Source organism: Dokdonella sp. (genome assembly GCF_041395345.1).
Classification (GTDB): domain Bacteria; phylum Pseudomonadota; class Gammaproteobacteria; order Xanthomonadales; family Rhodanobacteraceae; genus Dokdonella.
Window position 1 is genome coordinate 84,961 of sequence record NZ_JAWLAR010000015.1, and the last position, 26,235, is coordinate 111,195.

At 62.6% G+C, this 26,235-nt stretch carries 27 protein-coding genes, 1 tRNA gene and 1 other RNA gene; 7 read left to right on the forward strand and 22 right to left on the reverse strand.

Annotated elements, in window-relative coordinates:
- Positions 1-19: 19 nt before the first annotated feature.
- From rpiA to R3F00_RS14015, 7 genes are all read right to left on the reverse strand, one after another.
- On the reverse strand, positions 20-658 hold the full coding sequence (gene rpiA, locus R3F00_RS13985) for a ribose-5-phosphate isomerase RpiA (RefSeq protein WP_371282416.1): 639 nt from the start codon (positions 656-658) through the stop codon (positions 20-22).
- Positions 648-1,127, reverse strand: coding sequence for an EVE domain-containing protein (locus tag R3F00_RS13990; protein WP_371282417.1), 480 nt, complete (start codon positions 1,125-1,127; stop codon positions 648-650). The genes rpiA and R3F00_RS13990 overlap by 11 nt, the downstream gene beginning before the upstream one ends.
- 49 nt (positions 1,128-1,176) lie before the next feature.
- Positions 1,177-1,782, reverse strand: coding sequence for a 5-formyltetrahydrofolate cyclo-ligase (locus R3F00_RS13995; RefSeq protein WP_371282418.1), 606 nt, complete (start codon positions 1,780-1,782; stop codon positions 1,177-1,179).
- A 27-nt stretch (positions 1,783-1,809) separates the two neighbouring features.
- Positions 1,810-1,996, reverse strand: a non-coding RNA gene (ssrS, locus tag R3F00_RS14000) — 6S RNA.
- A 7-nt stretch (positions 1,997-2,003) separates the two neighbouring features.
- On the reverse strand, positions 2,004-2,300 hold the full coding sequence (locus tag R3F00_RS14005) for a cell division protein ZapA (RefSeq protein WP_371282419.1): 297 nt from the start codon (positions 2,298-2,300) through the stop codon (positions 2,004-2,006).
- The gene (locus tag R3F00_RS14010) at positions 2,297-2,524 is read right to left on the reverse strand and encodes a TIGR02449 family protein (protein ID WP_371282420.1); all 228 of its coding nucleotides are present in this window, start codon (positions 2,522-2,524) and stop codon (positions 2,297-2,299) included. The genes R3F00_RS14005 and R3F00_RS14010 overlap by 4 nt, the downstream gene beginning before the upstream one ends.
- 34 nt (positions 2,525-2,558) lie before the next feature.
- A complete protein-coding gene (locus R3F00_RS14015; protein ID WP_371282421.1) occupies positions 2,559-7,154 on the reverse strand; it encodes an EAL domain-containing protein in 4,596 nt (1,531 codons plus the stop codon).
- A 288-nt stretch (positions 7,155-7,442) separates the two neighbouring features.
- On the opposite strand from R3F00_RS14015, the gene R3F00_RS14020 reads away from it, so the two are divergent.
- Positions 7,443-8,018: a UPF0149 family protein gene (locus R3F00_RS14020; protein WP_371282422.1), complete on the forward strand. Its 576-nt coding sequence runs from the start codon at positions 7,443-7,445 to the stop codon at positions 8,016-8,018.
- Positions 8,015-9,328, forward strand: coding sequence for a Xaa-Pro aminopeptidase (gene pepP, locus R3F00_RS14025; RefSeq protein ID WP_371282423.1), 1,314 nt, complete (start codon positions 8,015-8,017; stop codon positions 9,326-9,328). The genes R3F00_RS14020 and pepP overlap by 4 nt, the downstream gene beginning before the upstream one ends.
- A gap of 38 nt (positions 9,329-9,366) precedes the next feature.
- Here the strand turns inward: pepP and R3F00_RS14030 are convergent, their stop codons facing one another.
- On the reverse strand, positions 9,367-9,996 hold the full coding sequence (locus tag R3F00_RS14030; protein WP_371282424.1) for a C40 family peptidase: 630 nt from the start codon (positions 9,994-9,996) through the stop codon (positions 9,367-9,369).
- Positions 9,997-10,288: 292 nt separating this feature from the next.
- Here R3F00_RS14030 and R3F00_RS14035 point away from each other — a divergent pair, with 292 nt between their 5' ends.
- Complete coding sequence (locus tag R3F00_RS14035; protein WP_371282425.1) at positions 10,289-11,407, forward strand: hypothetical protein; 1,119 nt, start codon at positions 10,289-10,291, stop codon at positions 11,405-11,407.
- 40 nt (positions 11,408-11,447) lie between these two features.
- Here R3F00_RS14035 and cydX (R3F00_RS14040) read toward each other — a convergent pair whose 3' ends face one another.
- Entirely contained in the window at positions 11,448-11,594 is a 147-nt protein-coding gene (gene cydX / locus R3F00_RS14040; protein WP_371282426.1) for a cytochrome bd-I oxidase subunit CydX, read from the reverse strand.
- Between the two features lie 112 nt (positions 11,595-11,706).
- On the opposite strand from cydX (R3F00_RS14040), the gene R3F00_RS14045 reads away from it, so the two are divergent.
- Positions 11,707-12,813: a hypothetical protein gene (locus R3F00_RS14045; protein ID WP_371282427.1), complete on the forward strand. Its 1,107-nt coding sequence runs from the start codon at positions 11,707-11,709 to the stop codon at positions 12,811-12,813.
- A gap of 407 nt (positions 12,814-13,220) precedes the next feature.
- Here the strand turns inward: R3F00_RS14045 and cydX (R3F00_RS14050) are convergent, their stop codons facing one another.
- From cydX (R3F00_RS14050) to rplM, 7 genes are all read right to left on the reverse strand, one after another.
- Positions 13,221-13,352 carry a cytochrome bd-I oxidase subunit CydX gene (cydX, locus tag R3F00_RS14050; RefSeq protein ID WP_371282428.1) on the reverse strand — a complete coding sequence of 44 codons (132 nt, stop codon included), beginning with the start codon at positions 13,350-13,352 and terminating at the stop codon, positions 13,221-13,223.
- Between the two features lie 16 nt (positions 13,353-13,368).
- Positions 13,369-14,502, reverse strand: coding sequence for a cytochrome d ubiquinol oxidase subunit II (cydB, locus tag R3F00_RS14055; RefSeq protein WP_371282429.1), 1,134 nt, complete (start codon positions 14,500-14,502; stop codon positions 13,369-13,371).
- On the reverse strand, positions 14,499-16,043 hold the full coding sequence (locus tag R3F00_RS14060; RefSeq protein WP_371282430.1) for a cytochrome ubiquinol oxidase subunit I: 1,545 nt from the start codon (positions 16,041-16,043) through the stop codon (positions 14,499-14,501). Before R3F00_RS14060 ends, cydB begins: the two co-directional genes overlap by 4 nt.
- A complete protein-coding gene (gene cydP / locus R3F00_RS14065; RefSeq protein WP_371282431.1) occupies positions 16,040-16,255 on the reverse strand; it encodes a cytochrome oxidase putative small subunit CydP in 216 nt (71 codons plus the stop codon). The genes R3F00_RS14060 and cydP overlap by 4 nt, the downstream gene beginning before the upstream one ends.
- A gap of 234 nt (positions 16,256-16,489) precedes the next feature.
- Positions 16,490-16,564: transfer RNA gene (locus R3F00_RS14070), tRNA-Gln, on the reverse strand.
- Between the two features lie 9 nt (positions 16,565-16,573).
- A complete protein-coding gene (gene rpsI, locus R3F00_RS14075) occupies positions 16,574-16,969 on the reverse strand; it encodes a 30S ribosomal protein S9 (protein ID WP_371282432.1) in 396 nt (131 codons plus the stop codon).
- Between the two features lie 74 nt (positions 16,970-17,043).
- On the reverse strand, positions 17,044-17,472 hold the full coding sequence (gene rplM, locus R3F00_RS14080) for a 50S ribosomal protein L13 (protein ID WP_371282433.1): 429 nt from the start codon (positions 17,470-17,472) through the stop codon (positions 17,044-17,046).
- 135 nt (positions 17,473-17,607) lie between these two features.
- Between rplM and R3F00_RS14085 the strand changes: the two genes are divergently transcribed.
- Positions 17,608-18,837, forward strand: coding sequence for a (Fe-S)-binding protein (locus tag R3F00_RS14085; RefSeq protein WP_371282434.1), 1,230 nt, complete (start codon positions 17,608-17,610; stop codon positions 18,835-18,837).
- Complete coding sequence (gene coq7, locus R3F00_RS14090) at positions 18,834-19,478, forward strand: 2-polyprenyl-3-methyl-6-methoxy-1,4-benzoquinone monooxygenase (RefSeq protein ID WP_371282435.1); 645 nt, start codon at positions 18,834-18,836, stop codon at positions 19,476-19,478. The genes R3F00_RS14085 and coq7 overlap by 4 nt, the downstream gene beginning before the upstream one ends.
- A gap of 147 nt (positions 19,479-19,625) precedes the next feature.
- Here the strand turns inward: coq7 and speD are convergent, their stop codons facing one another.
- Positions 19,626-20,411 (reverse strand): adenosylmethionine decarboxylase, encoded by a 786-nt coding sequence (speD, locus tag R3F00_RS14095; RefSeq protein ID WP_371282444.1) that lies wholly within the window; start codon positions 20,409-20,411, stop codon positions 19,626-19,628.
- Between the two features lie 405 nt (positions 20,412-20,816).
- Here speD and crp point away from each other — a divergent pair, with 405 nt between their 5' ends.
- A complete protein-coding gene (gene crp / locus R3F00_RS14100; RefSeq protein WP_371282445.1) occupies positions 20,817-21,524 on the forward strand; it encodes a cAMP-activated global transcriptional regulator CRP in 708 nt (235 codons plus the stop codon).
- Between the two features lie 19 nt (positions 21,525-21,543).
- On the opposite strand, the gene R3F00_RS14105 is transcribed toward crp, so the two are convergent.
- From R3F00_RS14105 to R3F00_RS14125, 5 genes are all read right to left on the reverse strand, one after another.
- Complete coding sequence (locus R3F00_RS14105) at positions 21,544-22,236, reverse strand: haloacid dehalogenase-like hydrolase (RefSeq protein WP_371282436.1); 693 nt, start codon at positions 22,234-22,236, stop codon at positions 21,544-21,546.
- A gap of 11 nt (positions 22,237-22,247) precedes the next feature.
- The gene (gene trpC, locus R3F00_RS14110; RefSeq protein WP_371282437.1) at positions 22,248-23,042 is read right to left on the reverse strand and encodes an indole-3-glycerol phosphate synthase TrpC; all 795 of its coding nucleotides are present in this window, start codon (positions 23,040-23,042) and stop codon (positions 22,248-22,250) included.
- 125 nt (positions 23,043-23,167) lie between these two features.
- Positions 23,168-24,211 carry an anthranilate phosphoribosyltransferase gene (trpD, locus tag R3F00_RS14115; RefSeq protein ID WP_371282438.1) on the reverse strand — a complete coding sequence of 348 codons (1,044 nt, stop codon included), beginning with the start codon at positions 24,209-24,211 and terminating at the stop codon, positions 23,168-23,170.
- Between the two features lie 133 nt (positions 24,212-24,344).
- Positions 24,345-24,923 (reverse strand): aminodeoxychorismate/anthranilate synthase component II, encoded by a 579-nt coding sequence (locus R3F00_RS14120; RefSeq protein ID WP_371282439.1) that lies wholly within the window; start codon positions 24,921-24,923, stop codon positions 24,345-24,347.
- A gap of 349 nt (positions 24,924-25,272) precedes the next feature.
- Positions 25,273-26,130 carry a PA4780 family RIO1-like protein kinase gene (locus R3F00_RS14125; protein ID WP_371282440.1) on the reverse strand — a complete coding sequence of 286 codons (858 nt, stop codon included), beginning with the start codon at positions 26,128-26,130 and terminating at the stop codon, positions 25,273-25,275.
- Positions 26,131-26,235 lie beyond the last annotated feature (105 nt).

Below are 26,235 nucleotides of genomic sequence, written 5' to 3' on the forward strand. Positions count from 1 at the left end.
CTGCCGACCCTCGTATCCCCTAGTCACCTTCGCCGGTCAGCACGACATCGGCGCGCCGAGCCGCAAACAAGCCGACGGTGACGACGCCGACGATCTGGTTGATCTCGGCCTCGAGGCCAACCGGGTCGGTGATGCGCAGGTTGTGCACATCGAGAATCCAGTTGCCGTTGTCGGTGACCACGCCGTCGCGCCAGACCGGCTGACCGCCGAGCAGAACCAGTGCACGCGCGACATGGCTGCGTGCCATCGGAATCACTTCCACCGGCAGCGGAAACTTACCAAGCACCTCGACGCGCTTGCTCGGATCAATGATGCAGACAAACTGGCGCGAAGCAGCGGCGATGATTTTTTCGCGGGTCAGCGCCGCGCCGCCACCCTTTATCAGGCAGCGTTGCGGATCACACTCGTCGGCACCATCCACGTACAGGGCCAGTTCGCCAGTCGAGTTGAGATCGACCACCCGAATGCCGCGCTCCTGAAGCAGTCGGGTTGATTGTTCGGAGCTCGATACGGCCGCTTCGATGTCGTTGCTCACTTCAGCCAGGGCATCGATGAAATGGGCCACCGTGGATCCGGTACCGACACCCACCGTCATGCCAGGCTCGACAAACCGCATCGCCGCGCGCGCGGCGCGACGCTTGCCTTCTTCATTCGCCATGAGGCTTTTCCTTCTCGAGTCCGACGATGAATTTCCATTGTGCCGGCGTCACCGGCATCACTGACAGGCGGTTGCCACGGCGCACGAGGGCGAACTCCTCCAGTTCCTCGCGGCCTTTCAACTCGGCCAGACTGATGGTTCGCTTCAACTTGCGCTTGAAGCGCACATCCACCATCAGCCAGCGGGGTTCTTCAGGCTTGCTTGCTGGATCATGGTAGTCGCTGCGCGGGTCGAACTGGGTCGGATCCGGATAGGCCTCGCTGGCCACTTCGGCGAGTCCGACCACCCCTGGCTCGGCACAGTTGGAGTGGTAGAACAGGATGCCGTCGCCGACCCGCATGCCATCGCGCATGAAGTTGCGTGCCTGATAATTGCGCACACCGCTCCAGGGTTCGGACTCGACCCTGGACAGGGCATCGATGGAAAATTCCTGGGGCTCGCTCTTGATCAACCAGTAGCGCTTGCTCATGGCATGCTCGTCCGACATGGTTCGCTCTTGATCAAGCGGCATCGCCTGCTCATGCTGCATCGACCCAGCAGTCGATCAGCTCTTTCTCGGTGGCAATGTAGTCGAGCTTGACGTCCCACTGCTCGGCCTTGATCGCCTCGAGTTCCTGGGCCGCATACGCAATCCCGACCAGAAGAGGTGACAGGGCCTCGGTGCGCTCGCGCAGAAAGGAAAAGCTCGCGTCGTAGTAGCCTCCACCGTAGCCGATTCGATAACCGTGGCGGTCGAACCCGAGCAGGGGCAGGAGCACGATGTCGACCGCCTGCGGAGCGATGAGATCATCCTCGGTACAAACCGGCTCCGGTATGCCGTAGCGATTCGACTCGAGTTCTTCGCCAGCGCGCCAGGGCACAAAGGAGAGCTGACGCGGTCCGCTGATTCGTGGCAGGCAGTATTGTTGCCCGCGCTGCGCCAGCTGACCGACAACCGCATGCAACGGCAATTCGCCATCGATCGCCCAGTAGCCCGCGATACGCGAGTCGACCAGGAAATCCGGCAGTTGGCCCAGGGTGTTCGCCACGCCTTCGGCGGCGGCGATGCGTTCCGTTGCTGTCAGGGCCTTGCGTCGCGTGCGCAAGCTCGCGCGCAGCATCTTGCGCTCGTCATTGACGGTCATGATTGCCGCGCGGAAAAGAAAGGGGTGGCGTCCTCCGCTGTGGCGATGCGCATAGAACGACCTTGAACCGATTGGTTCAGGTGGGAGAGTCTGGCACCGTCTTCAGGCTTTCCGCTCGAGGCGGACTTGCACACCGACAGGTGCGTAACTGTCCCGGGGTCGCTACAGGAACAAGGCAAAATGTTGAATGCGCTGTCGCACACTACCGAGGACACCGGGGACTATTGTAGTGAGGTCGGCAAACCGGCAGCAAGCTTTGTTTTGATGGCTTGCAGATGCTGTGCCAGGTGCTGGCTGCTTTCGGCTTCCCGCTGCTGGATGTCAAGCAGTTCGTGGGCGATATTGAGCCCTGCAAGCACGGCAATGCGCTCCAGGCCGCCACCCCGGTGGCTGTCGCGCAACTCGCGCAGTTTTCCATCGAGATAGGCCGCTGCCGCGATCAAGCCGGAACGTTCTTCCGGCTTGCAGGCAATCAGGTATTCGCGATCGAGGATGCGTACCGAAACGGGTTCGCTCATGCCTGGTTCTGCTCCAGTGATTTGAGTCGGCCGATCATGGCCTCGACTCTCGAGCGCGCCTGCTCATTACGGGCAATCAGTCCGGCTCGCTCGCTGGAAAGTTGTTCCTGGCTCTGACGCAGGCTCCGGTTTTCTTCGCTCAGGCGCCGGCACAGCTCGACCAGTTCGTCGATGCGGGCGCTGATCTCGGCGAGTTCAGTCTGTGTTTGCTCTTTCTCGGCCATGGCGCGAACTATACACCGGAAGCAGGCAGGCGCCTCAAGGCCCGGACAAGGGACCGTCGCCAAGCACTTCCTGACGCTTGCGGGCACGATCACGCAGGAAGATGAAGCAGGCTTCCGGCGGCAGCGGTATGGACAGCCAGTGGCCCTGGATCTCGTCGCAGCCCTGCTCGCGCAGGTACTCGGCCTGCTCGGCCGTTTCAACGCCTTCCGCAACCACGTTCAGACCCAGCGAATGCGCCATGTTGATCACGGTCGCCGTGATCGCCTCGTCGTCCGGATCCGTCGTGATGTCGCCAACGAATTCCTTGTCGATCTTGAGTGCATCGATGGGCAGGCGACGCAGGTAGCTCAACGAGGAGTAGCCGGTGCCGAAGTCGTCGATCGAAAGTGTCACGCCGACCGCCTTGAGTTGGCGCAGCGTGCTGATCGACTGCTCGGCATTGGCCATGATGACGCTTTCGGTGAGCTCGAGCTCAAGCTGGTTTGGCGCCATGTCGTTGTCGGCGAGTATGTCGCACAGGCGCTGGGTCAGGTCGCCACGCTGCAGCTGCAGGACCGAAAGATTGACCGACATCGAGATGTCACGCAGGCCATCTCGATGCCACTGGGCCAGTTGTTCGCAGGCCTTGACCAGAACCCAGTCGCCAATCTCGACGATAAGCCCGGATTCCTCCGCTACCGGAATGAAGGTGACTGGCGAGATTTCGCCGAGATCCTGGCTGTTCCAGCGCAGCAAGGCCTCGACGCCGGTGATGTGCTCATCCAGCAGCGACAGCTTGGGCTGATACACGAGGCGGAATTCACCGCGCTCCATGGCCTTGCGCAAGGCCCCGACCAGGGTCGCGCGCATGCGCGCGGCAGCGTCCATCGTTTCCGTGTAGACCATGAAGGTCTTGCGCCCGCGATCCTTGGCCTGGTACATCGCGGTATCGGCGAACTTGAGCAGGTCGGTCGGCGTCTGCGCATGGTCGGGGTACAGGCTGATCCCGATCGATGGTGATATCACGACGTCCTGACCGTCGTTCAGCTCAAGTGGCTTCTCGAATGCGCTGATCAGCTTTTGCGCAACGCGTTCGGCTTCCCCCGCGTCAGCCAGTTCCTCGAGGACTACCGTGAACTCATCGCCTCCGATGCGCGCAACGGTATCGCCATCGCGGACATTGTCACGCAGGCGACTGCCGGCAGCCTTGAGCATGCGGTCGCCTGCGGCGTGACCCATTGAATCGTTGACGTGCTTGAAGCGATCCAGATCGAGAAACAGCACCGCAACCTTGCGTCCGCCCCGGCGCGCGCGAATGACCGCGTGGCCCAGTCGCTCGGCCATCAGTGTCCGGTTCGGCAACCCGGTCAGGGTGTCGTAGTTGGCCAGGTAGCGCAGTTCCTGCTCGTTTCGCTTGCGTTCGGTGATGTCGGTCAGCACACCGATGTAATGCGTGCGCTTGCCTTGCGCATCTCGAACTTCCGAACTCTGCAGCCAGGAAAGAAACTCCTCGCCGTCCTTGCGTCGCTGCCACAGTTCGCCGCGCCACAAACCGTCCCGGAAGATCGATTCGCGCATGTTCTGGTAGTACTCGGGCGAATGCTGGGCGCAATTGAGTATCGCCGCCGACTGGCCGATGACCTCGTGTTCCTGCCAGCCGGTGATGCGCGTGAAAGCGGGATTGACCGATACAAACCTGAATTCGAGATCGCAGACGGTGACCGCCTCGCGCATGCTGCTGATCACCTCCTGGACAATACGTCGCTCACGCTCGGCTTCACGCGTTGCGGTGATATTGCGCGCCGTGCCGCAAATGCGCAGAGGGCGTCCTTCGGGCGTGCGTTCGACAATCTTGCCGCGGGCCAGAACCCAGATCCACTTGCCCTTGCCGACGCGCACGCGCTGCTCGGATTCGAACAACGAGGCCTTGTTGCTGATGTGGTCGTCGAGGTGCTGGGCAATGGCACGCTGATCGTCAGGGTGCACGCTTTCGCGAACCCAGTCATAGACGGAATGGCTTGACTCGCGCTGACGCGCAGGCGTCGGTGCCGCGCTGAGCCGGGTCAGCACGCCGCTGTCCATGTTCAGTTCCCAGAACTCGTCGCTCGAACCCCACAATGCCAGTCGCAATCGCGCTTCCCGATCGGCCAGTTCACGGGCATGCCGGCGTTGCTCGGCCCGCTTGCGCCGCATGGCGAGGGCCAGACCCGCCAGGGCCAGCAGGGCCAGTACGACGTAGCCGGCTTGCATGGCCGGGCTGTTCCACCATTGCGGCCTGACCTCCAGGGATATGGCTGCGCCAGGCTGATTCCAGTAGCCATCGTGATTGCTGGCCTGAACCTGGAAACGGTAACGACCGGGATCGAGGTTGGTGTAGGTTGCTTCGTGACGTGTTCCGGCTTCGACCCAGTCGCTATCGAAACCTTCGAGCTTGTAGCGGAAACGATTGCGTTCCGGCGCGGTGTAGTCGAGCGCGGCGAAGGTGAAGTGCACGACCCGATCGGCCTGGTCCATCACGATCGGCTGGCCTGGCGCGATGACCGTGGATTGTTGCTCGCCAACACGGATATTGCTGAACACGACCGGTGCAACGAAACGGCTGGCGACCACGGCCCCCGGCTTGACCAGATTGAGGCCGTTGATGCCTCCGAACGCCAGTTCGCCGCTGCGCAAGGATGCATAGGCACCGCCGTTGAATTCCTGTCCCTGCAAGCCATCTTTCACCGAGAAATGATGGATCGATCGCGAGGCGGGATTGAACGAGACGATGCCGCGGTTCGTGCTCAACCAGAGCCGGCCCATCACGTCTTCGAGAATGCCGTAGATCGTTGCGTCGGGCAGGCCGTCGCGCTTGAGCACGCGCTCGAACCGGGCCGTGCCTTCGTCGAGGCGTGCCAGATGGTTGAGACCGCCATGGGTTCCCACCCAGATTCCGCCGTCGGCGCTTTCGTGGATCGCGCGCACGACGCCGCTCGAGAGCGAATACGGATTGCCTGACTCGTGGCGGAAGGTACGCACCTTTTGGCTGGCAGGATCGATGAGATTCAGGCCATCCGCGGAACCCGCCCAGATGCGGCCACGGCTATCCTCGTAGAGGCTCATCACATGATTGTGGGTCAGACTGTCAGGATCACCATCGCGGTGCTGCCAGTTGCTCCATTGACCGGTTTCAGGGTCGTAGCGCACGACTCCGACGCTGCGTCCGGCGTACCAGATATTGCCGTCGCGGGCGATGATCAAGGCGCGTCGTCGCCGCTCGATACCGTCGGCAATTTCGACCGGACTCTGTCCCAGCGCTCGCGCCTTCCCTGTTTCCGGATCGAGCGAGCCGACACCGAGATTGCTGGCGAACCAGATCGCACCGTCGGCATCCTGGGCCAGCGCCTCAACCTGCAGCGGCGTGGGATACGGTACCTCGAACGCCCCGGCGAGAACGGCGTCGTAATGCGTGAATGTGGCCGTGCTTCGGTCGTATCGGGCCAGACCGTCACCATCGGTGCCCAGCCAGAGGTTCCCGTTGCGGTCTTCGAGGACGGCCCGGATGTTGTTGGTCGTGCTCAGGTCGCGGCTGCGGTCGCGCTCGGCAATGTAGCTGAAGGTGGCACCGGCGGGATCGACCTTGCTCAGGCCAGCCGCATCGGTGCCTACCCAGAGCAGGCCTGATCGATCAACCATCAGCTGGGTGATCGCTGCCTGCGGAAGGCTGCCGCGCACATCACTGTCGGGGCGGACCCAGCGCGTGCTGGCCTGGCGCCTGTCGACGATCAGCAGGCCCTGGCCGCTAACCGCAAGCCAGAGCTGTCCCGACGAGTCCTCGACGATCGCGCTGACCGGTCCCTGCCCTTCGCTGGCCCAGATCCGGCTCGACTTTCCAACAACGGGATCAACGCGGTAGAGACCTTCTGTAGTGCCGGCATAAAGCGTCCGGTCTTCACCTTCGAATACGCTCAGGGCTTCGCCCGGCAAGTCCGCCGCGATTCGCTCGACGTGGTCTGATCCGCGCCCTGCGCGCCACAGCCCACTGCTGCTGGCAGCCCAGAGGCTGCCGTCGGTGGACAGCAACAGGTCGCGGACGACACCCAGGGGCGCATCGGATTGTTCGGCCGTGAAAGACTTGCGTTCACCGGTGCCAGGATCGAGCAGGCCAAGACCACCGCGACTGCCAACCCAGAGTCCGCGAGCGGGATCGAGGCGCAATGCCATGATCGCCTCGCGCGCGTTTCGCGATGGAGCATCCAGCGGCAATGCGAACAGTTCGAACGTGCCCGACACGGTATCGAGCCGGGCGATGCCATTGGCCGAAGTGCCAACCCAGATCTGGTTCCCTTCGCCTCGCGCCAGGGCAGTGATCGCGCTGTCGGGCAAACTGGTCGGGTCATCGCCATCGTGTTCGTAGACCTTGAACCGATAGCCGTCGAACTTGTGCAGGCCGCCCTGTGTGCCGATCCAGATCAGGCCGTCGTCGGTCTGCAGCAGCGAGAGAATCGAGTTCTGCAGCAAGCCACTCTCATTGTCGAGCCGGTCGAAATAGAACTGCCGCTCCACTGCGCCCGCCCCAAGGCAGCTGACAACCAGTGCAATCGCCGCGACCCACTGCACGGCATTTCGCAGCAGGCTGGCACGATGGAGCACTGGCAGAAATCGAGTCATGGCGCGACGTGCAGGTCCCCCGTCTGGTGGACGCAATTGCGCCCGGCATTCAGTTTAGGCAATCCGGCCTCATGGTGCCATGAAAGCGGCACCCTGGCCGGGGGAACCACGGCGGGAGCCTTGAGACCGGTGTGACCCTTGTTCACAGTCGACGCACGCGTCCAGTCGAATGCGCGACATCGGCTCGCGCATTCTGCAATCACGCATGCAGGGTCTGCGCTCGGACGAACGTGGGCCTGCACGGTGAATTCGGGCTAGAATTGGCTGCCTCCGCAGCCTGTGTCGACGATGACAGCATCACGAATAAGCCACCGGGATCTGGCCGACACCCTCGTCAGACTTCGTGCCGGCGTCAGCGCCAGCGATCTCCACGGTTCCCTCACTGGCTTCCTGTGTGCGGGTGGCAAGACAACCGCTGATGCATGGCCGAGTGCGCTCGAACTGGATGCCGGCCATGCGGGCGAGCTTCTCGACGACGCATTTCCACGGCTGTATCGCCATTGCCGCGAGCAACTGGATGACAGCGATTTGGGATTCGAACCCCTGTTGCCGGCAGATGACGTGGGCCTGGCTGAACGCGCCGAGGCACTGGTCGAATGGTGTCGCGGCTTTCTTGGCGGGGTCGGGCTGGCCAGTGCCGGACAGGCGCAGGGAGAACTCTCTGCGGAAGTGCGCGAAATCGTCCAGGACTTCAGCACGATCGCCGCATCAAGCTTCGACTACGACGACGATGAAGAAGACGAGACTGCATTGAACGAAGTACTCGAATTCGTTCGCGTGGGCGTGTTGCTGCTGTACAGCGAATTGGCTCCCGTACCTGTGCGTGCCCGCAGCACCGCCCCGGCCAGCAGGCGCTTGCATTGAAGATCGACCGCAAGGAATTCGCCCGCCGGCGCCGCCAATTGATGCGCATGGCAGGGCGCGACGCCATTGTCATCGTGCCTTCCGCACCCGAGCAACTGCGCAACAACGATGCCCATTACCCATACCGGCAGGACAGCGATTTTCACTATCTGACCGGCTTCGGCGAGCCTGATTCGGTATTGGCCCTGGTTCCGGGACGCAAGCAGGGCGAAACCATCCTGTTCTGCCGCGAGCGCGACCGAACACGCGAGCAGTGGGACGGCTACCGTGCCGGCCAGGAAGGCGCGGTCGACGACTTCGGAATGGATGATGCATTTCCGATCGAGGACATCGACGACATCCTGCCGGGACTGATCGAAGGCCGTTCGCGGGTCTACTATCACTTTGGCCGGGACAGCGACTTCGATCTGGTCCTGATGGGCTGGGTCAACCGGGTGCGCTCGCAGATTCGTCAGGGCGCACGACCACCGCACGAGTTCGTCGCCCTGTCGCATCTGTTGCACGACCTGCGCCTGTACAAGTCACGCTCGGAACTGCGCCTGATGCGCAAGTCCGCCCAGATCGCTGCCGAGGCGCACGTGCGGGCGATGCGCGCCACGCGTCCGGGCATGAACGAGCATGAAGTCGAAGCCGAGCTGCTGCATACGTTTCGAAAGCACGGCGCTGTTCCGAGCTACGAGCCCATCGTCGGCGGCGGCGCCAATGGTTGCGTACTGCACTACAGGGCCAACCATTCGATCCTGCGCGATGGCGACCTGCTCCTGATCGACGCCGGCGCGGAGTATTCCTGCTATGCCTCCGACATCACGCGCACGTTTCCGGTCAACGGCCGCTTCTCGCCCGAACAGCGTGCGCTGTACGATATCGTCCTCGCCGCCCAGCTGGCCGCGATCGACGAGGTGCGCGTCGGCAGGCCGTTCGATGCCTACCATGAAGCCGCAGTGCGCAGCCTGACCAGAGGCTTGATCGATCTTGGCCTGCTCAAGGGCAGTCTGAAATCGAATCTCGAGGAACACGCCTACCGCAAGTTCTACATGCACAAGACCGGCCATTGGCTCGGTCTCGACGTGCACGACGTCGGCGACTACCGTGTCGATGGCGAATTCCGCGAACTCGAACCGGGCATGGTCGTCACGGTCGAGCCGGGTATCTACATCGCACCCGACATGAAAAGCGTTCCGGCACGCTGGCGCGGTATCGGCATCCGCATCGAGGACGACGTGGTCGTTACCAACGGCGATCCGGAAGTCATTTCATCCGGAGTGCCAAAGGATGCTGACGAGATCGAAGCCCTGATGGCTTCGCGCTGATTGGCGCACGGCTTGAAGTGCCGACCTCCAACCGTCTTTCAGGACTGGCCTGGCGAGAGCGCCTGGTCATGGCTTGCCAGCTCGGCCGGCCGGCGCCCGCCAGCGAATCGGCGTGACCAGTAGGGTTCGGACAGGCTGCTGACGCTGACCCGCTTGCCGCTCGAGGGTGCGTGAATGAATCGCCCGTCCTCGATGTAGATGCCGACGTGCGATACGCGATTGCCACGCGTGCGGAAGAAAACCAGATCTCCGCTGCGCAACTGATCGCGGGCGACTTCCTCGCCGGTCTTGTATTGCATTGCCGAGGTATTCGGCAGTTCCACACCCACGCCGAGCTGAAAGACGTAGCGGACGAAGCCGCTGCAATCGAAGCCGGTAGAGGGCTTGCGCCCGCCGCGCTTGTAGCGGATGTCCCTGAACTGGTTGGCCAGTGCAGTCAGCAGCTGACCTGGCGAGAAGCCACGCTGAACCGCCTTGTCCTGATCGGCCTGAGCGGGAATCGGAAGCAGGGGTACGTGTGTATCGGTCGCCGGTATCAGCGCGGCGATTCCAGTCGCACTGATCCAGACCGGCTCGGCGGTAGCGCCGGTCGCATGGACCGGCGCAGGCGCAAGGACGAACAGCCCGGACAGCAGCAGTGCAACCCTGATCAGGTATTGGATCGGCATCGGCGAAGCTCTCGGCTTGATCGCAAAGGGCCGCGCAAGTTCGGAGCGTCCCCAAGGGGCGCGAAGTTAGCAGAGCACCGCGCATCGGGTGTTCAGGATTCGTTAGGAAAGTCGGCCGGCCACAGGCGCAACCTCGGAACTTCCCACATTCCGAATCTTCGGGAGCTGGCTCGCCCGCATGCTTGACGCATGTTTACACTAATGTGCACATGCGACAGATTGGTTACACAACTTAGTTGCAATTGCTCGTGCAGTTTGATGCAATTGTCGGGCGCATATCGGGAGCAGGATGATGAATTCGAATTTCCTGATGGGACTGGTGCTGTGCACCGGCCTGCTGATGACATCCCTGTCGAGCGCCTGCAATGTGCCACCTTTCAATCAGAACTGGATCGTCAGGGGCGCGGCAGATTGGACTCAGACCGGGACCGACTGCGAGCTCCGCGCAAGCGTCTCTGCGGGCAGCCCCGCTGCAGCAACGGCACACTATCGGCGTGCGAATCGCACAGCCCCATTGCGGCTGAGCTTCATTCTTTCTCCTTCGCCTGCGCTGATCTCGATAGATGGTTCCCAGATCGCCAACCTGGCTACAGGCACGGCACTCAGCGTTCCCGCACAGGGTCCGGCTCAAGCTTCACTTTTCAACATCAAGCTGACCGGTGATTCGACCTCTTTCCAGCCTCAGCTGCGATTTGAAGCAGCGTGCGCCCCACCGGCAGGCTTGAACGGTATTTGCAGCGCCCAGGTGCCGGTCGGTTTCGGGGATTTCCCGTTACGCATTACCCTGCAGCTGGAGATGGGTGACGCCGACGCCGGCAGACTCCAGGCCTGGCTTGGCGATGACACCTCAGGCACACCGACGGTGTCAATTGCGGATCTCGACAATAGTCGCTGGCAGGGCATTGACCGGGTCAGCCTTGGCCTCAGCGGCGTCTCTGCATCACTGGCCTCGGTGATCGGCATGCAGCCGTTTTCGTTCAGCGAAATTGAGGTCAACGAAGCGCAACTGTTCTGGAGCGATTTCGAAACCGATCTCGCTGGTAACATTCTTGCCACGGGGCAAGCAATCAGCACTACTGGACCCATACAGGGCAATACCTGCCTGGGCACTCCCCAGTTTCCGACCATCGCGTCGGGAAGCACGCAACTCGACGGTCTAGCCATCGTCCATACCCTGGATCTCGGATCATCTGCCCAGTTGTCGCTGGATCTGATCCCCAGTGTCCCAGGCATGCGCATGTTTGTCTGCCCCGCCGGCAGTGGTCCATCGGGCCCCTGTATCGACGCCTCAGCGGAATTGCTTCCCGTTTACCTTGCGAATCCGACTGCCGGGAGCTACCAGGTAGTCGTCGGCAACGTGGAACAAAGCTGCGGCTCCTACAACATTGCAGTAACAGGCTCGCTCAACTGATATCGACTGTCTTCGAGCGGCCATCATCAGCGCCAGTGTGCTAGTGCGGGCGTGTGTTTTCGTCCGCGATCTCTTTCGAGCTGTCGTCCGCGTTCAACTCGAACCACAGTGCATTGAGGATGGCGAAACTGCAGGCGAGGCCCACGCCGGGGACCCCTCTGAATTGCCCCAGGTGGCGAGTCTCCAACCGGTAAAAGCATGAACGGACCTACTTCATGCGCGCGCCTGTGCTTGGACATTCAGTAGATGTAGACTGGATTGAATTGTTCAGCACAAGGATGGCATGGATGAATGTGGCGATGTTCAAAGCGGGGCTGTTGTTTTTCACAGCGCTGGCTTTTCCGGCCTTGTCAAAAGCCTGCATTACCGCTCCGTTTTCGGAATCCTGGCAAAACGGCGGTAGCGTGACATGGGGCGATGGCCCGGGCGATTGCATCCTGAATGCAAGCGTGGGTGCGCCGCGCCCCAGCGCGGCAACCGTGCATTTCCGTCGTGCGTCGCCGCAGCTTCCATTGCGAATCAGTTTTGTCGTCGATCCTCACCTGACCTCGTTGACGATCAGTCAGTTTGCAACACTGGCCTCCGGAGTAGCCGCCAAGGTGCCGGTTGCGGGCCCCGACAAGGCGAGTCTGTTCGAAGTTTCGCTGCTCTACGGGGGAGGCGGAATTCCAAGAATCGGGATTGCGGGGGCTTGCCACCAGGCCGCGGTTCCGCAGGGCGAGTGCGGTGCCGCCTTGCCGGTGTCGTTTGCGGATTTCCCCTTGCGCATCACCCTCGACGTGCACATGGGAGCGGGTTCTGCCGGTCAGATCCAGGCCTGGCTCGGTGATGATGTGTCGGGGGCGCCGGCACTGTCGCTGGACGATCTGGACAACGAACGCTGGGAAGGGATCGATCGCGTCAGTGTGGGCCTGAGTGGCGTATCCGAGTCGCTGTTTGCGACGATCGGAACGCAGCCGTTCACGTTCTCGGAAATTTCGGTCAGCGACCCTCAGCTTTTCTGGAATGGATTCGAGAGTGATGTCGTCGGAAGCGTTGTGCCGAATGCCAGCAACCTGTTCACCGTCCCTCTCGTCATTGCCGGAACCACATGCGGGGGGAGCGTCGAGTTACCCGTGATCGCATCCGGGAGCACGCGCCTGGGAGGTCCGACTGCCATTCATCCAATAACCGTACCCGCTGGGAATCAGCGGTGGGTCCAGTTGTCCTCTGCCTCGCCATTCATGAGCATTTTCGCCTGCCCGATCGGCAGTGGCCCGTCGGGGCCGTGCATCGACGCGAAGACCAGCTCGGGAACGGTCTACTTGCCGGAGCCCGGAAGCTACCAGGTGGTCGTGGGCAGCCTGCAGCAGGAATGTGGCGCCTACGACCTCATTGTGGGGGGGACATTGGGAGACATGCACTAGGGCAACGCTGAACGAATGGCACGATCGTCATGGCATTCAGAAGGTCTGCCAGTCGTGCTGCGAGGCGAAGTGAAGGCGGGTGGCCCTGGCAAGACTCGCGGTGCGGCTGGCGGGCCCTCTGAAAGCCACCTGTTTCAGTAGAGAATCAATCGGTTGGGCGACGCCTGTCTGCGCGCAGCTCCTTGTTGCGCTGCCTTGAAGCGACTGCATGGATGCAGGAGGTAGAGCAACGCAGGAGCAGTTGCCGAGACGGCCGGTCCATCTGCGTCGGCGCGCCGCGATCTGCACGCTGACAGACGTCGTGACGGTTGCGCCACTTGTTCAGCGTTGCCCCAGATCGGGTCAAGGGCGGGCATCCGAGGCTCGAATCGAACCAGACGCCACACCCTGCATGCGTTTCCTGAAATTCATCCGGGTGGCGGGATCTCGTCAGCCTTCAGCTTTGCCGTGTCATCGGCGTTCAGTTCGAACCACATTGCATTGAGGATGGCGAAACTGCAGGCGAGGCCCACGCCGAGGATCCAGCTGAAATACCACATGCTTGAACTCCCTCCATCAGTACATTGAGTGGGTATCGCGGACATGCTGGAGGCTGATGCGCCCGCGCAGCACGCGATAGACCCAGGTCGTATAGGCGATCACCAGCGGCATGAAGACCAGCACGGCGACCAGCATCAGGCCCAGCGTATACCTGCTCGATGAAGCATCCCACACCGTCAGGCTGCTGTTCGGGTCGAGGCTGGACGGCAGCAGGAATGGAAACAGCGCGAAGCCCGCCGAAAAAAGCGTGCCGACAACCGCGAAAGAACTGACCAGGAAGGCGATGCGATGGCGCTTGCGTCGGGCCAGCATCGGGGCCACGAGCGCGAAGACCAGTACGATGCCGGCGATGACGCAGGCCCAGAGGCCAAGCGGGCTGTCGCTCAGCCAGTTGGAGCCGACTGCCACCGACTTCAGCAGGGGATTGGACGGTGCGTCGCCAACGATCGGGCTGGTGATCGCATAACCCCTGACGGACACCGCCAGGCAGATGCCCGCAGCACCGTAGAGCGCCAAGAACGCGGCCGAAAACCAGCTCATCAGACGCTCCGCCCGTTCCGCTATCGGGTCTTCCGACTTGACCGCCGCCCAGGCGCAACCGTGCATCAGGAGCAGGCTCAGCGAGACCAGTCCGACCAGCAACGGGAATGGCCGCAACAGTCCGATCAGGCCCCCGTCATAGTTCAATCGCATGGAGTCATCCAGCACGAACGGCGCGCCGAGAAACAGGTTGCCGATGGCGACGCCGAAGATCAGGGTCGGCACCGCGCCGGACACAGTCAGCAACCAGTCCCACACATTGCGCCAGCGCGGGTCGGCGACCTTGCTGCGAAAACTGAAACCCACCGGGCGCAGGATCAGGGCGAACAGGACCAGCATCATCGCGAAGTAGAAGCCCGAGAACGCAGCGGCGTAGAGCAGGGGCCAGGCCGCGAAAACGGCGCCGGCGCCGAGTATCAGCCAGACCTGGTTGCCTTCCCATGTGTGCTCGACGGTCTCGAGCAGGGCGCGGCGTTCAGCGTCATCGCGACCCAGGACGCGAACCAGGGCGGCGATGCCGAGATCAAATCCGTCCATCACGGCGAAGCCGGCGAGGAGCACGCCCAGCAGCAGCCACCAGACGATTCTGAGCGATTCGTAGTCGATCATGGTTTCTGCTCCGGCCACATGCCGAGGCCATCGGGGCCTTTGCGGACGTATTTGACCATCAGGAAGGCGTCGACAACGGCCAGGGCCGTGTAGAAGATCACGAAGCCGATCAGGCTGGCCCAGACTTGCGTGGTGGACACCGATGAAACGCCGAGGGCGGTTGGCAGGATGCCTTCGATGGCCCAGGGCTGGCGGCCATGCTCGGCAACGATCCAGCCGAGCTCGGCGGCAATCCAGGGCAGCGGCAGACTCCACAGCGCTGCCTTCAGATACCAGCGATGTCGGTCAAGCTGGCGTCTGGATGCGAGCCAGAACGAGAAGGCAAACAGGGCGATGAAATAAAACCCGCAGGCCACCATGATGCGGAAGGACCAGAACAGCACGGGCACGTTCGGAATCGTGCTGTCGGCGGCACGTTGCACATCGGCAGGGGTCGCCGCTTGCGGGTCGACATCCAGGCGCACAAGCAGGAGTGCGTGGCCGAGATCGTTCTTGTGTTCTTCGAACAGGGCGCGCGCTTCGACATCGTCGCGGTTGGCACGCAACCGCTGCATCGCTGCATAGGCAATGCGACCGTTCTCGATTTTCCCGCGAGCCTCCTCGACCAGCTGGTTGATGCCGGGCAGCACGCCATCCAGCGAACGCGTGCCGATCAGGCCCATGACCCAGGGTATGTGGATCGCGTAGTGCGTCTTGCGCTCGGCCACATCAGGAATGCCGAACAGGGTGAACGAGGCGGGCGGCGGCTCGGTGTTCCACATCGCCTCGATCGAGGCCAGCTTCATCTTCTGGTTTTCCGAAACCGTATAGCCGGATTCGTCACCGAGCACGACGACGCTGAGTGCCGCGGCCAGTCCGAAACTGGCAGCGACCGTCATCGAGCGTTTCGCGAACTCGATATTGCGGCCCTTGAGCAGATACCAGGCACTGATCGACAGCACGAACATCGCGCCAAGCACGTAGCCGGCACTGACCGTGTGCACGAACTTCGACTGGGCGACCGGACTCAGGATCAGCGCACTGAACGAAGTGACTTCCATGCGCATGGTGTCGATGTTGAACTCGGCGCCGACCGGATGCTGCATCCAGGCATTGGCAGCGAGAATCCACAAGGCCGACATGCTGGTGCCGAACGCCAGCAGCCAGGTCACCATCAGGTGCTTGATGCGGCTGAGCTTGTCCCAGCCGAAGAAGAACAGACCGACGAAGGTCGCCTCGAGGAAGAAGGCCATCATGCCTTCGATCGCCAGCGGCGTGCCGAAAACGTCACCGACATAGTGCGAGTAGTACGCCCAGTTGGTGCCGAACTGGAACTCGAGAGTGACGCCCGTGGCCACGCCCATGGCGAAGTTGATGCCGAACAGGATGCCCCAGAACTGGGTCATGCGCTTCCAGATCTCGCGCCCGGTCATCACATAGACCGACTCCATGATCGCGAGCATGAAAACCAGGCCAAGTGTCAGCGGCACGAACAGGAAGTGGTACATCGCGGTCAGCGCGAACTGCAGGCGCGAGAGGTCCACCAGCGTGTGGTCGATCATCGCGATGGCTCCTTCGAGGAGGGTGCGGAAAAATGCTGCTCGATCGCCGTTGGCGAGGTGTCAGCGCGCGGCAGCGGCCGGATGACGACGACCCAGAGCAGGACCAGCAGAACCAGCTTGATGGTGATGATCAGCGCGAACTCGAGCGCAAATCGCTTCCCTCCGCGGCCGCGGAACCAGGAACCAGCCATCTCTGTGCGATCGGGGGGCATCGATTGATCCTCACCGCGAAGGGTAACCTTTCTGGACCGGAGGATTGTGCGGTCCACTGCCACAGCGTGACCGTGCGCCGCACTTGAAAGCTCGTGGGCGGCGCGTTCGGGAAAATTCGCCAAAAAAAACCCCGCACGCGGCGGGGTTTTCTGGAGTGCTGCCTGATCCCTTGGCAGAGCACCGGACTGTTCCAGTCCGTTCCGGTGCGGCGGTCGCATTCCTTGACCTGGTATTGGCAGCCCCGGATGGATTCGAACCACCGAATGCCTGAGTCAGAGTCAGGTGCCTTACCGCTTGGCGACGGGGCTATGTGCTGATTAGCGCTTCGAGTACTGGGTGGCGCGGCGTGCCTTGTGCAGGCCGATCTTCTTGCGCTCGACCTCGCGGGCGTCGCGGGTCATGAATCCGGCCTTGCGCAGCGGCGACTTGAGATTCTCGTCGTATTCGACCAGGGCGCGGGCAATGCCGAGGCGGATCGCGCCGGCCTGTCCGGTAGTGCCACCGCCGCTGACGCTGACGAGCACGTCGAACTTTTCGGTCGCTTCAACGAGCTGCAGCGGCTGACGCACGATCATGCGTGCGGTCTCGCGGCCGAAGAATTCATCGAGTGCCTTGCCGTTGACGGTGATGGCGCCGCTGCCCTTGCGCAGGTAAACGCGTGCTGCGGAGGACTTGCGTCGGCCAGTGCCGTAGTTCTGCTGAATCGCTGCCATGACTATTGATCTGCTTTTGTTGATGAGTCCGCACAAGGATGTGCGGTTCCATGCGAGGGACTACGCGTAACGAATTAGATATCCAGCACTTGTGGCTGCTGGGCGGTATGCGGGTGATTCGGGCCGGCGTAGACCTTGAGCTTGCGATACATCGCACGGCCCAGCGGGTTCTTCGGCAGCATGCCCTTGACGGCGATCTCGATGACGCGCTCCGGATGGGTAGCGAGCATGTCCTTCAGCGAGGTCGTCTTGAGGTTGCCGACATGACCGGTAAAGCGGTGGTAGTTCTTGTCATTCAGCTTGTTGCCGGTGACGGCGATCTTCTCCGCGTTGACGACGACGAGGAAATCGCCGGTGTCGACGTGGGTCGTGAAGATTGGCTTGTGCTTGCCCTTCAAGCGGCGAGCAAGCTCGGTCGACAAGCGGCCCAGCGTCTTGTTGGTCGCGTCGACAATGTACCAGTCGCGCTTTACGCTTTCTGGCTTGGCGCTGATCGTCTTCATATCAAAACCTTGAATGCCCGAGGTCGGGCTGGATGCGGCGAAAGGCGCGGGAGAATATAGGAACCTCCCGAGCCACGCAAGTCCGCGCGCTCTTTTCGGGTGAGCGCAGCGAGCCGTGAATGATAGCATCAAGCCATGGCCGATACGACCCATGGGACAACTGGCAGTTCGATTGCGGCCCTGGCCGACCAGTGCGTCATGTGTGGCCTGTGCCTGCCGCACTGCCCCACCTACCGGCTGGACCGGCACGAAGCCGAGTCCCCGCGCGGTCGCATCAGCCTGGCCCGCCAGCTCGAATCCGGGCAATTGCCGGCCTCTGCAGCCACGATTGCCCATCTGGACCATTGCCTGGGCTGCCTGTCCTGCCAGGCGGTCTGCCCGTCCCAGGTGCGCTACGACGACATCCTGATCCAGACCCGGGCCCTGCTTGCCCCGATGCGTCCCCGACCGGGTCTCCTTGCGCGCTGGCTGAGTCGACCCGGCCTGCTGGGTCGACTCGGGGCATTCAGCGCGGCGGTATCGGCGGATCGCTGGCTGCCAGGGCTTTCGCGCCTGTTCCCCGGGGGCTCGACCCTGCGCCGCCTGGCCGCCGAGACGCCCAGGGCACCCGCACCGATACCCCGCTGGCGGCGAATGCCGAAGCCGGATCCGGTGCGCGGACGCCTGACCCTGTTTCCCGGTTGTGTCGCCAGCGTGTTCGACCGCGATTCGCTGGCCGCGGGCCGGCAGCTGCTGGAGGCACTGGGTTACGAAGTGGCCACCCCGCAAGAGCCGGTCTGCTGTGGTGCGCTGGCCTTGCATGCCGGCGAGAGCCAGCAAGCGCTTGCCACCGCGCAGGCAACGACACGGGCCCTTGAGGCCTGCGGGGCCTCCACCGTGCTGGTCAGCGCTTCGGGCTGCATCGGCAGCCTGCGTGACCACAGCCTGCGCGGATCGGCATTGAAGGTTGCCGATATCCTCGGCTTCCTCGCCGCGGATCCGGCTATCGAAACACTGTCGTTTCGCCCATTGCCGGGGCGCGCGGCATTGCATCTGCCCTGCACACAGATCAGCGCGGCTGACGGAGCCGGACCGATCCGCGCGCTTCTCAATCGCATCCCCGGCCTCGAGCTGCTCGAATTGCCCGCCCAGCCCCGTTGCTGCGGCGCGGCCGGCCGCTACTTCATCGACCAGCCCGAGCGCGCCGACCGTCTGCGCAGCGAAAGGCTTGGACAAATCGTCGAACTGGCGCCGGACTGGACCCTGAGCACGAATGTCGGCTGCCGCATCTTTCTTGGCAACGGCTTGCGCCAGACCGGTTCGAAGGTTCCAATCCTGCATCCGCTGACCCTGCTCGCCCGACAACTGGAGTTCGCCCAACCATGATGCCGCGCCCGCTGTCCCGCCTGGACCGTGTCCTGGTCGAAATCGAACGTGCCCTGGGCACGGCGCTGGATTCGCAGCCGGCCGCAAGTCGGCCCTCGCCTTCGGCCAATCTGGACGAGTCGGACCTTGACGACGCCGAACGCCGGCACGCGGCCGGACTCATGCGCGTCAACCATGTCGGCGAGGTCTGCGCACAGGCCTTGTATTCCGGGCAGGCTGCCGTGGCACGCGATGCGCAGGTCCGGCATCAGCTGCTTGAGGCCGCTTCCGAGGAGACCGACCACCTGGCCTGGTGTGGCGAGCGCCTTGAGCAACTCGGCGATCGACCGAGCCTGCTCAATCCGCTCTGGTATGGCGGTGCCTACGCGATAGGCGCCGCGGCCGGGCTGGTCAGCGATCGCCTCAGCCTCGGTTTCGTCGTCGAGACCGAGCGCCAGGTCGAAGCCCATCTCGAAGGCCACCTGAGCAAGCTGCCGGAATCCGACCGGCGCAGCCGGGCGATTGTCAGCCAGATGAAGGAAGACGAGGCCCGCCATGCCGATCAGGCTCTGGCCGCCGGCGGCGCTGCCCTGCCGGAGCCGGTCAGGCGCGCAATGCGCTTCGCCGCGAATGTGATGCGTGCGGTGGCTTACAGGATCTAGGGATTGGGGATTGGGGATTCGGAAAGGCCCGCCCATGGCTGGCTGGTCGTTCCTCGCACCAGTCCGCGAATTCAGGAGTCGGACTCACGACGGCGCCGGCGAAACGACGACCTGCGTTTCCCAATCCCGAATCCCGAATCACGGCCTTCAGAGCAGATTGCGGCCGTGGAACAGTTCCTCGATTTCGCGGCGCAGCAGGGAGCCGATGCGCTGGCGCTCCTTGTATGAAAGATCGTCGGAGTGCGCTTCGAACAGGTAGTTGTCGAGATTGAAGTCTCGAATGTGCATCTTCGTGTGGAACATGTTTTCCTGATACACGTTGACGTCGAACATGTCGTACTTCTGGCGAATGTGCTTGGCCAGATACTCCTGCACCGAGTTGATGCGGTGATCCATGTAGTGCTTGCGGCCCTTCACGTCGCGCGTGAATCCACGCACGCGGTAGTCGGCGATCACGATGTCCGACTCGAAACTGTCGATCAGGAAGTTCAGCGCCTTGAGCGGCGAAATCACGCCACAGGTAGCGACGTCGATATCGGCACGGAATGTCGCGATTCCGTTGTGTGGGTGAGTTTCCGGATACGTGTGAACGGTAATGTGGCTCTTGTCCAGATGCGCAACCACGGCACCGGAAATCGTGTCGCGGCCGAGCTTCTCGACGACCGGCTCTTCGGAGATCAGGATGGTGACGCTGGCGCCCTGCGGGTCGTAGTCCTGGCGGGCGACGTTGAGGATGTTCGCACCGATGATATCGGCCACGTCGGTCAGGATCGTGGTCAGGCGCTCGGCGTTGTAGGCCTCGTCGATGTATTCGATATAGCGCTGGCGCTGGTCTTCCGACACCGCATAGCAGATGTCGTAGATGTTGAAGCTCAACGCCTTTGTCAGGTTGTTGAAGCCTTGCAGACGCAAACGGGGAATGGGTTTGACCACCGAATAGTTCTCCAGCCCGGACCCCGGGGAAACGGCGCGCATTATGGGCCAATAACCCAGGTGAATAAACCTTCGCCTCCGCGAGCCCGAATTCGACCTCGCATGAATGTCGGTCCCGAGCCCCGGAATCAGGGCGGGTGGGGCGCTTCCGGCGCAGGCGCCCGGCCGCTCCGGACGCTCGCATGCCAGCCCGGTTTCTGTGTCGCCTGTCGCGATCAGGCAGACTGAAGTCGACGCTCGACCGGAATCGCCCCCTTGCGAAGGCGTCAAAAGCGCGTTGCCGACATCTGAAGGCCAAATTGCAATAAGATTGGTGACAAGCTGCGAATCAGGGGCGCAGTCGATGGAATTTTCCAACCGGTTATGCGCTGCGTAATCGGCGCCATGGGAGAAAATTGCGTGAAAATGGCAGATTTTCGATACACCCTGCAACGTAATGTTTCAAAGGTGCAGGCACCACCGTCGCTGATCCCGGATCGGGAGGCGATGGAGAAGTTCCTTGGCATGTGTCATCGCCGACGCTATCCGAACAAGACCGCAATTATCCGGCCTGGTGATTCCGCCAATATCCTCTACTACGTCATCGACGGCTCGCTGACGGTTTCCTCGGAAGACGAGGAAGGTCGCGAGTTGATCCTCACCTATCTCAACCGAGGCGAATTCATCGGTGAAATGGGACTCTTCGTCGAGACACCGCGGCGCGAAGTCATGGTGCGTACGCGCACGCCCTGCGAACTGGCCGAGATCGGCTACGAGCGCATGTTCAACCTGTTCGAAGGCCCGCTCAAGGAGGAGTGCCCGAAGATCCTGTTCGCAATCGGCTCGCAGTTGACCAATCGACTGCTGCACACCAGCCGCAAGGTCAGCCGCCTGGCGTTCATGGATGTCACCGGCCGGGTCGGCAAGACCCTGATCGACCTGACCAACGAGCCCGATGCAATGACCCACCCGCTGGGAACGCAGATCCGCATTTCGCGTCAGGAAATCAGCCGCATCGTGGGATGCTCGCGCGAGATGGTCGGGCGCGTGCTCAAGCAGCTTGAAGAGCAGCGCATGATCGATGTATCGGGCAAGACGATCGTCGTGCTGGGTCGCCGCGCCGAACCGCAATAGCGCGGACTGCAAGCCCGGCTCAGAACCAGTTGACCTGCCTGGCGTCCCGCCCCAGCGCCTGGCGGACGCGCAGGGCCGTATGCGCGTCGGCATTGACCAGCACCGCTTCGCGCGCACGCTTCAGCATCGGGATGTCGCGCGCCGAATCGCTGTAGGCCAGGTCCCATGGCTCCTCGATGCCGCGCAGTGCAATCTGCGCGGGCTTCACCGAGCCAATGTTGTGCACGCGTTTGCGCATGCCGAGCCGGCCAGGGCGCAGTTGCGAAGCGATGATCTCGAGATCCGGCAGGCCGATTGCGTCAAAGATGGCCCGAACCAGACTTTCCTCGCAGCCGGTGACGATGATGACGCGATCACCCTCGACGATGTGACGGCGCATCGCGCTGATTCCTTCGCGAATGAAGATGCGTGGCATGCCGACGAGGTCGCGAGCGAAGTCGCGTGCCAGCGCCTCGAAGCGGGATGCGCCGACCCCGAGCAGGCTGATGCGCACGAAGACGCCAAGGATCGGCATGCGCAACGCGCGAATGGCGTAAAAGGGCAGCAGCAGCGGAAACACGATCAGTGCGATCGACAGCCGCCACCACGATGCTTTCAGGCGCGCGCGGACAAACCGCGAAAACGCGTCACCGCGCATGAGCACGCCGTCGAAGTCGAACAGGACGACACGCGCGCCCTTCTCTGTCGCGAGCGCGCTCGCGATCTCTCCCACTCGCGCGTCCATCAGGCGCTGAAGAACAACTGCTTGAGCGCGGCGCCGGGATCGGCGGCACGCATGAAGGTCTCGCCGACCAGGAACGCATCGATACCGACTCCACGCAACCGCGCTACTTCGGCCGGCGTCGCGATGCCGCTCTCGCTGACCAGCAGGCGGTCCTGTGGCGCGCGTGCGCGCAGATTCACGCTGGTCTCGAGAGAGACCTCGAAGCTTCTGAGATTGCGGTTGTTGATGCCAATCAACGGCGCGGGCACTTCGAGCGCACGACCGAGTTCTTCCTCGTCGTGTACCTCGACAAGCACATCCAGATCCAGCTCGGCAGCGAGAAGGCTCAAGTCGAGAAGGGAGGCGTCGTCCAGCGCCGCCACGATCAGCAGGATGCAGTCGGCACCGATCGCGCGCGCTTCATAGACCTGGTACGGGTCGATCGTGAAGTCCTTGCGCAGGACCGGCAGCGAACACGCCGACCGCGCCTGACGCAGGTAGTCCTCATGCCCCAGGAAAAAGTCGGCATCGGTCAGCACCGACAGGCAGGCGGCACCGCCCTGCTCGTAGCTGCGCGCGATGTCGGCAGGATGAAATGCCTCGCGAATCACGCCCTTGCTCGGACTGGCCTTCTTGATCTCGGCGATCACCGCAGGCTGGCCGGCTTCGATCCTCGACTCGATGGCCGCAGCGAATCCACGCGTGTCGGGCAGCTCGGCGACGCGCGCCATCAACTCGTTCAGACTGAGCCTGGCGTTGCGCTCGGTGATTTCCTCGACCTTGCGGGCAAGAATGCGGTCCAGAATGTCGCTCATCGGTTCCCCTGCTCCAAAATGCATACCTGTAGGAAGCGGCTTCAGCCGCGGTGCTCGTGCCATGTATATCCAACGATGCCCATCGCATCCAAGGTCCGTCCGTGACCCGGTCGAAAAGCCGCGCCCTACATGGATTTTTTCCCGGCCAGTTGCCGCGTCGTGCGCACGAAATTTTCCAGCTTCGCCCGCGCCGCACCGCTTTCGATGGCATTTCGGGCCAGCTCGATGCCCTCGGCGATCGAGCCGGCCGCATTCGCCGCATACAGCGCCGCGCCGGCATTCAGGCTGACAATGTCACGGGCCGCGCCGGGCCGGTTTTCCAGCGCCTCGAGCACGCGCTCGCGCGACTGGTCGGCATTCTCGACGCGCAGCTGCGCGCCGGATGCCGTTGCAAACCCGAACTGTTCGGGATGCACTTCGTACTCGTTGACGACGCCATTGCGCAACTCGCCCACCAGGGTCGCCGCACCCAGAGATATTTCGTCCATGCCGTCCTTGCCCCAGACCACGAGTGCGTGCTTCGCGCCGAGCTGCCTGAGTACTCGCACAAGGATGCCGACCAGATCGGGATGGAAAACGCCGAGCAGGATATTCGGTGCTCCGGCCGGATTGGTCAGCGGCCCGAGTATGTTGAACAGCGTGCGCACGCCCATTTCCCGGCGCACCGGGGCAACCGCCTTCATGGCCGGATGATGGATCGGCGCAAACATGAATCCGATGCCGACCCGCTCGATACATTGCGCCACCTGGGTGGGCTGCAATTCGATCGCCGCACCGAGCGCCTCGAGCACGTCGGCACTGCCGGACTTCGAGGAAACGCTGCGGTTGCCGTGCTTGGCCACGCGTGCGCCCGCTGCCGCGACGACGAACATGCTGGCCGTCGAAATGTTGAAACTGTTGCCGCCATCTCCACCGGTGCCGACGATATCCACGAAATTTTCGCGATCGGCCACGACGACCGGCGCAGCCAGCTCACGCATGACCTCGGCAGCGGCACTGATCTCGCCAATGCTTTCCTTCTTCACGCGTAAACCGGTCAGGATTGCCGCGATCATGGCGTCGGACACCTCCCCACGCATGATCTGACGCATCAGGTCGACCATCTCGTCCGGAAAGATCTCGCGATGTTCGATCGCGCGCTGCAGGGCCTGTTGTGGCGTTATCGACATGTCGGTTTCGTCTCTATCGCTTCCGCAGGAGCGTCTTCAGGCGCGATGCTTTTCCGGAGCGCATCGTCGAAGGGCTTCGCGCCTGACGGCGCTCCTGCGCCGGTGCCGGCGAATGCGTAGATGTTGCGCGCGCTCATCGATTCAGAAAATTCTTCAACAACGCATGCCCATGCTGGGTCAGGATCGACTCGGGGTGGAACTGCACGCCTTCAACGTCGAGATCGCGATGACGGAATCCCATGATCTCGTCGCGGCTGCCGTCGGCGTTTTCGGTCCAGGCGGTGACTTCGAGGCAATCGGGCAGCGAATCCTTCTCGACGACGAGCGAATGATAGCGGGTCGCCTCGAACGGATTGGGAAGATCCCGAAACACACCCTTGCCGGTGTGATGGATCATCGAGGTCTTGCCATGCATGATCTGGCGCGCACGCACGACCTTGCCACCGAAGGCCTGGCCGATCGCCTGGTGGCCCAGGCAGACCCCGAAGATGGGAACCTCCGCGGAAAGCTGCTTCAGCACCTCGAGCGAGACACCTGCTTCATTGGGCGTGCACGGGCCGGGAGAGATGACGATGGTGGTCGGATTCAAAGCCGCAATCTCGGCGGCAGTCAGCTCGTCATTGCGTATGACCTTCACCTCCTCACCGAGCTCGCCGAAGTACTGGACGAGGTTGAAGGTGAAGCTGTCGTAGTTGTCGATCATCAGCAACATGGCAGGGCCCGGAATTTCTGGTGGACTGTAGCGTTTACTTGGGAATTGGATCGCGAAGTGGATCGGGGTGCTGGCCCGAAATGAGATCCATGGTGGCTACATGGATCGATTGAGGGCCAAGTTCAGCGCCGCGAGACCGAGCGAGGCATTCCCGAAGTAAGCGTTGCAGTTCACCAATGACCGTGCGCGCCGCACAATCGCTTGCCGTCGGAAACGGCCGCCGATTGTATAGGTGATGCGGCCGCCACTCCATCTCGACATGCCCGCTAGCCGGGGATCAGGCCTGTAGTGGATCAGCGCAAGAGCCCGGAGCGGATTCGTCCAGGTTGCGGCCGGCTCATTCGTGTCCTCAGTCGCCGGCTGCGGCCTCTTCGCGGCCCTGCTGTCGAATGAGCGCTTCCTGACGCGCATCCTCGATCGACCACAGCACCATGTCGACATCGGCGGTGTGCTCGTCGAACACGAACTTGCCGGTCAATTCGTGATCGGGTCGCAAGTCGCCCTTTTCGAACAGGGCCCACATTTCCTCGCCAAAATGCAGGTCCTTGAGCTCCGGGGCATAGGCGCCCAGACAGCGTCGCAGGTTGTGCACATCGCGCAGCAGCATGGCGCGCGCCGAATTGTTGCCGGTGGCGTTGATCACCTGCGGAAAATCGATCAGCACCGGACCCTCGGCGTCGACCAGAACGTTGTAGCCCGAGAGGTCTCCATGGATCAGGCCCAGGCACAGCATGCGCACCACGTCGCGGATCAGGGCCGCGTGCATGTCGCGCGCCTGTTGGGGCTCGAGGTCGATGTCGTCGAGCCGCGGCGCGCTGCGTCCTTCCGCATCGCAGACCAGTTCCATCAGCAACACGCCGTTGGTGTAGTTGACTGGCCGGGGTACGCGCAGGCCAGCCCCGTACAACTGATAGAGGACATCGACTTCGGTGTTCTTCCAGGCCGCTTCCTGCTCGCGCTTGCCAAACTTGCTGGCCTTGCCGACCGCCCGCGCCTTGCGGCTGCCTCGCAGCTTGCGTCCTTCCTCATACTGCACGCGCGCCTGGAAGCTGCGCTGACCCATGTCCTTGTAGACCTTGGCGCACAACACCTCATCACCGCGTCGGACCACGTAGACCGCGGCCTCCTTGCCACTCTTCAGCGGCCGCAGGACGGCATCGATCACGCCATCATCGATCAGCGGCTGCAAGCCCGCGGGGATTTTCATTTGGCGACGGATCGTCCTTCCAGGAACATGCAGTTTGACTGTGCGGATGCCGATCCGCAATTGACCGGCCTGGCCGTGCAGCAGTGGACCGGGCACGGCTCGACC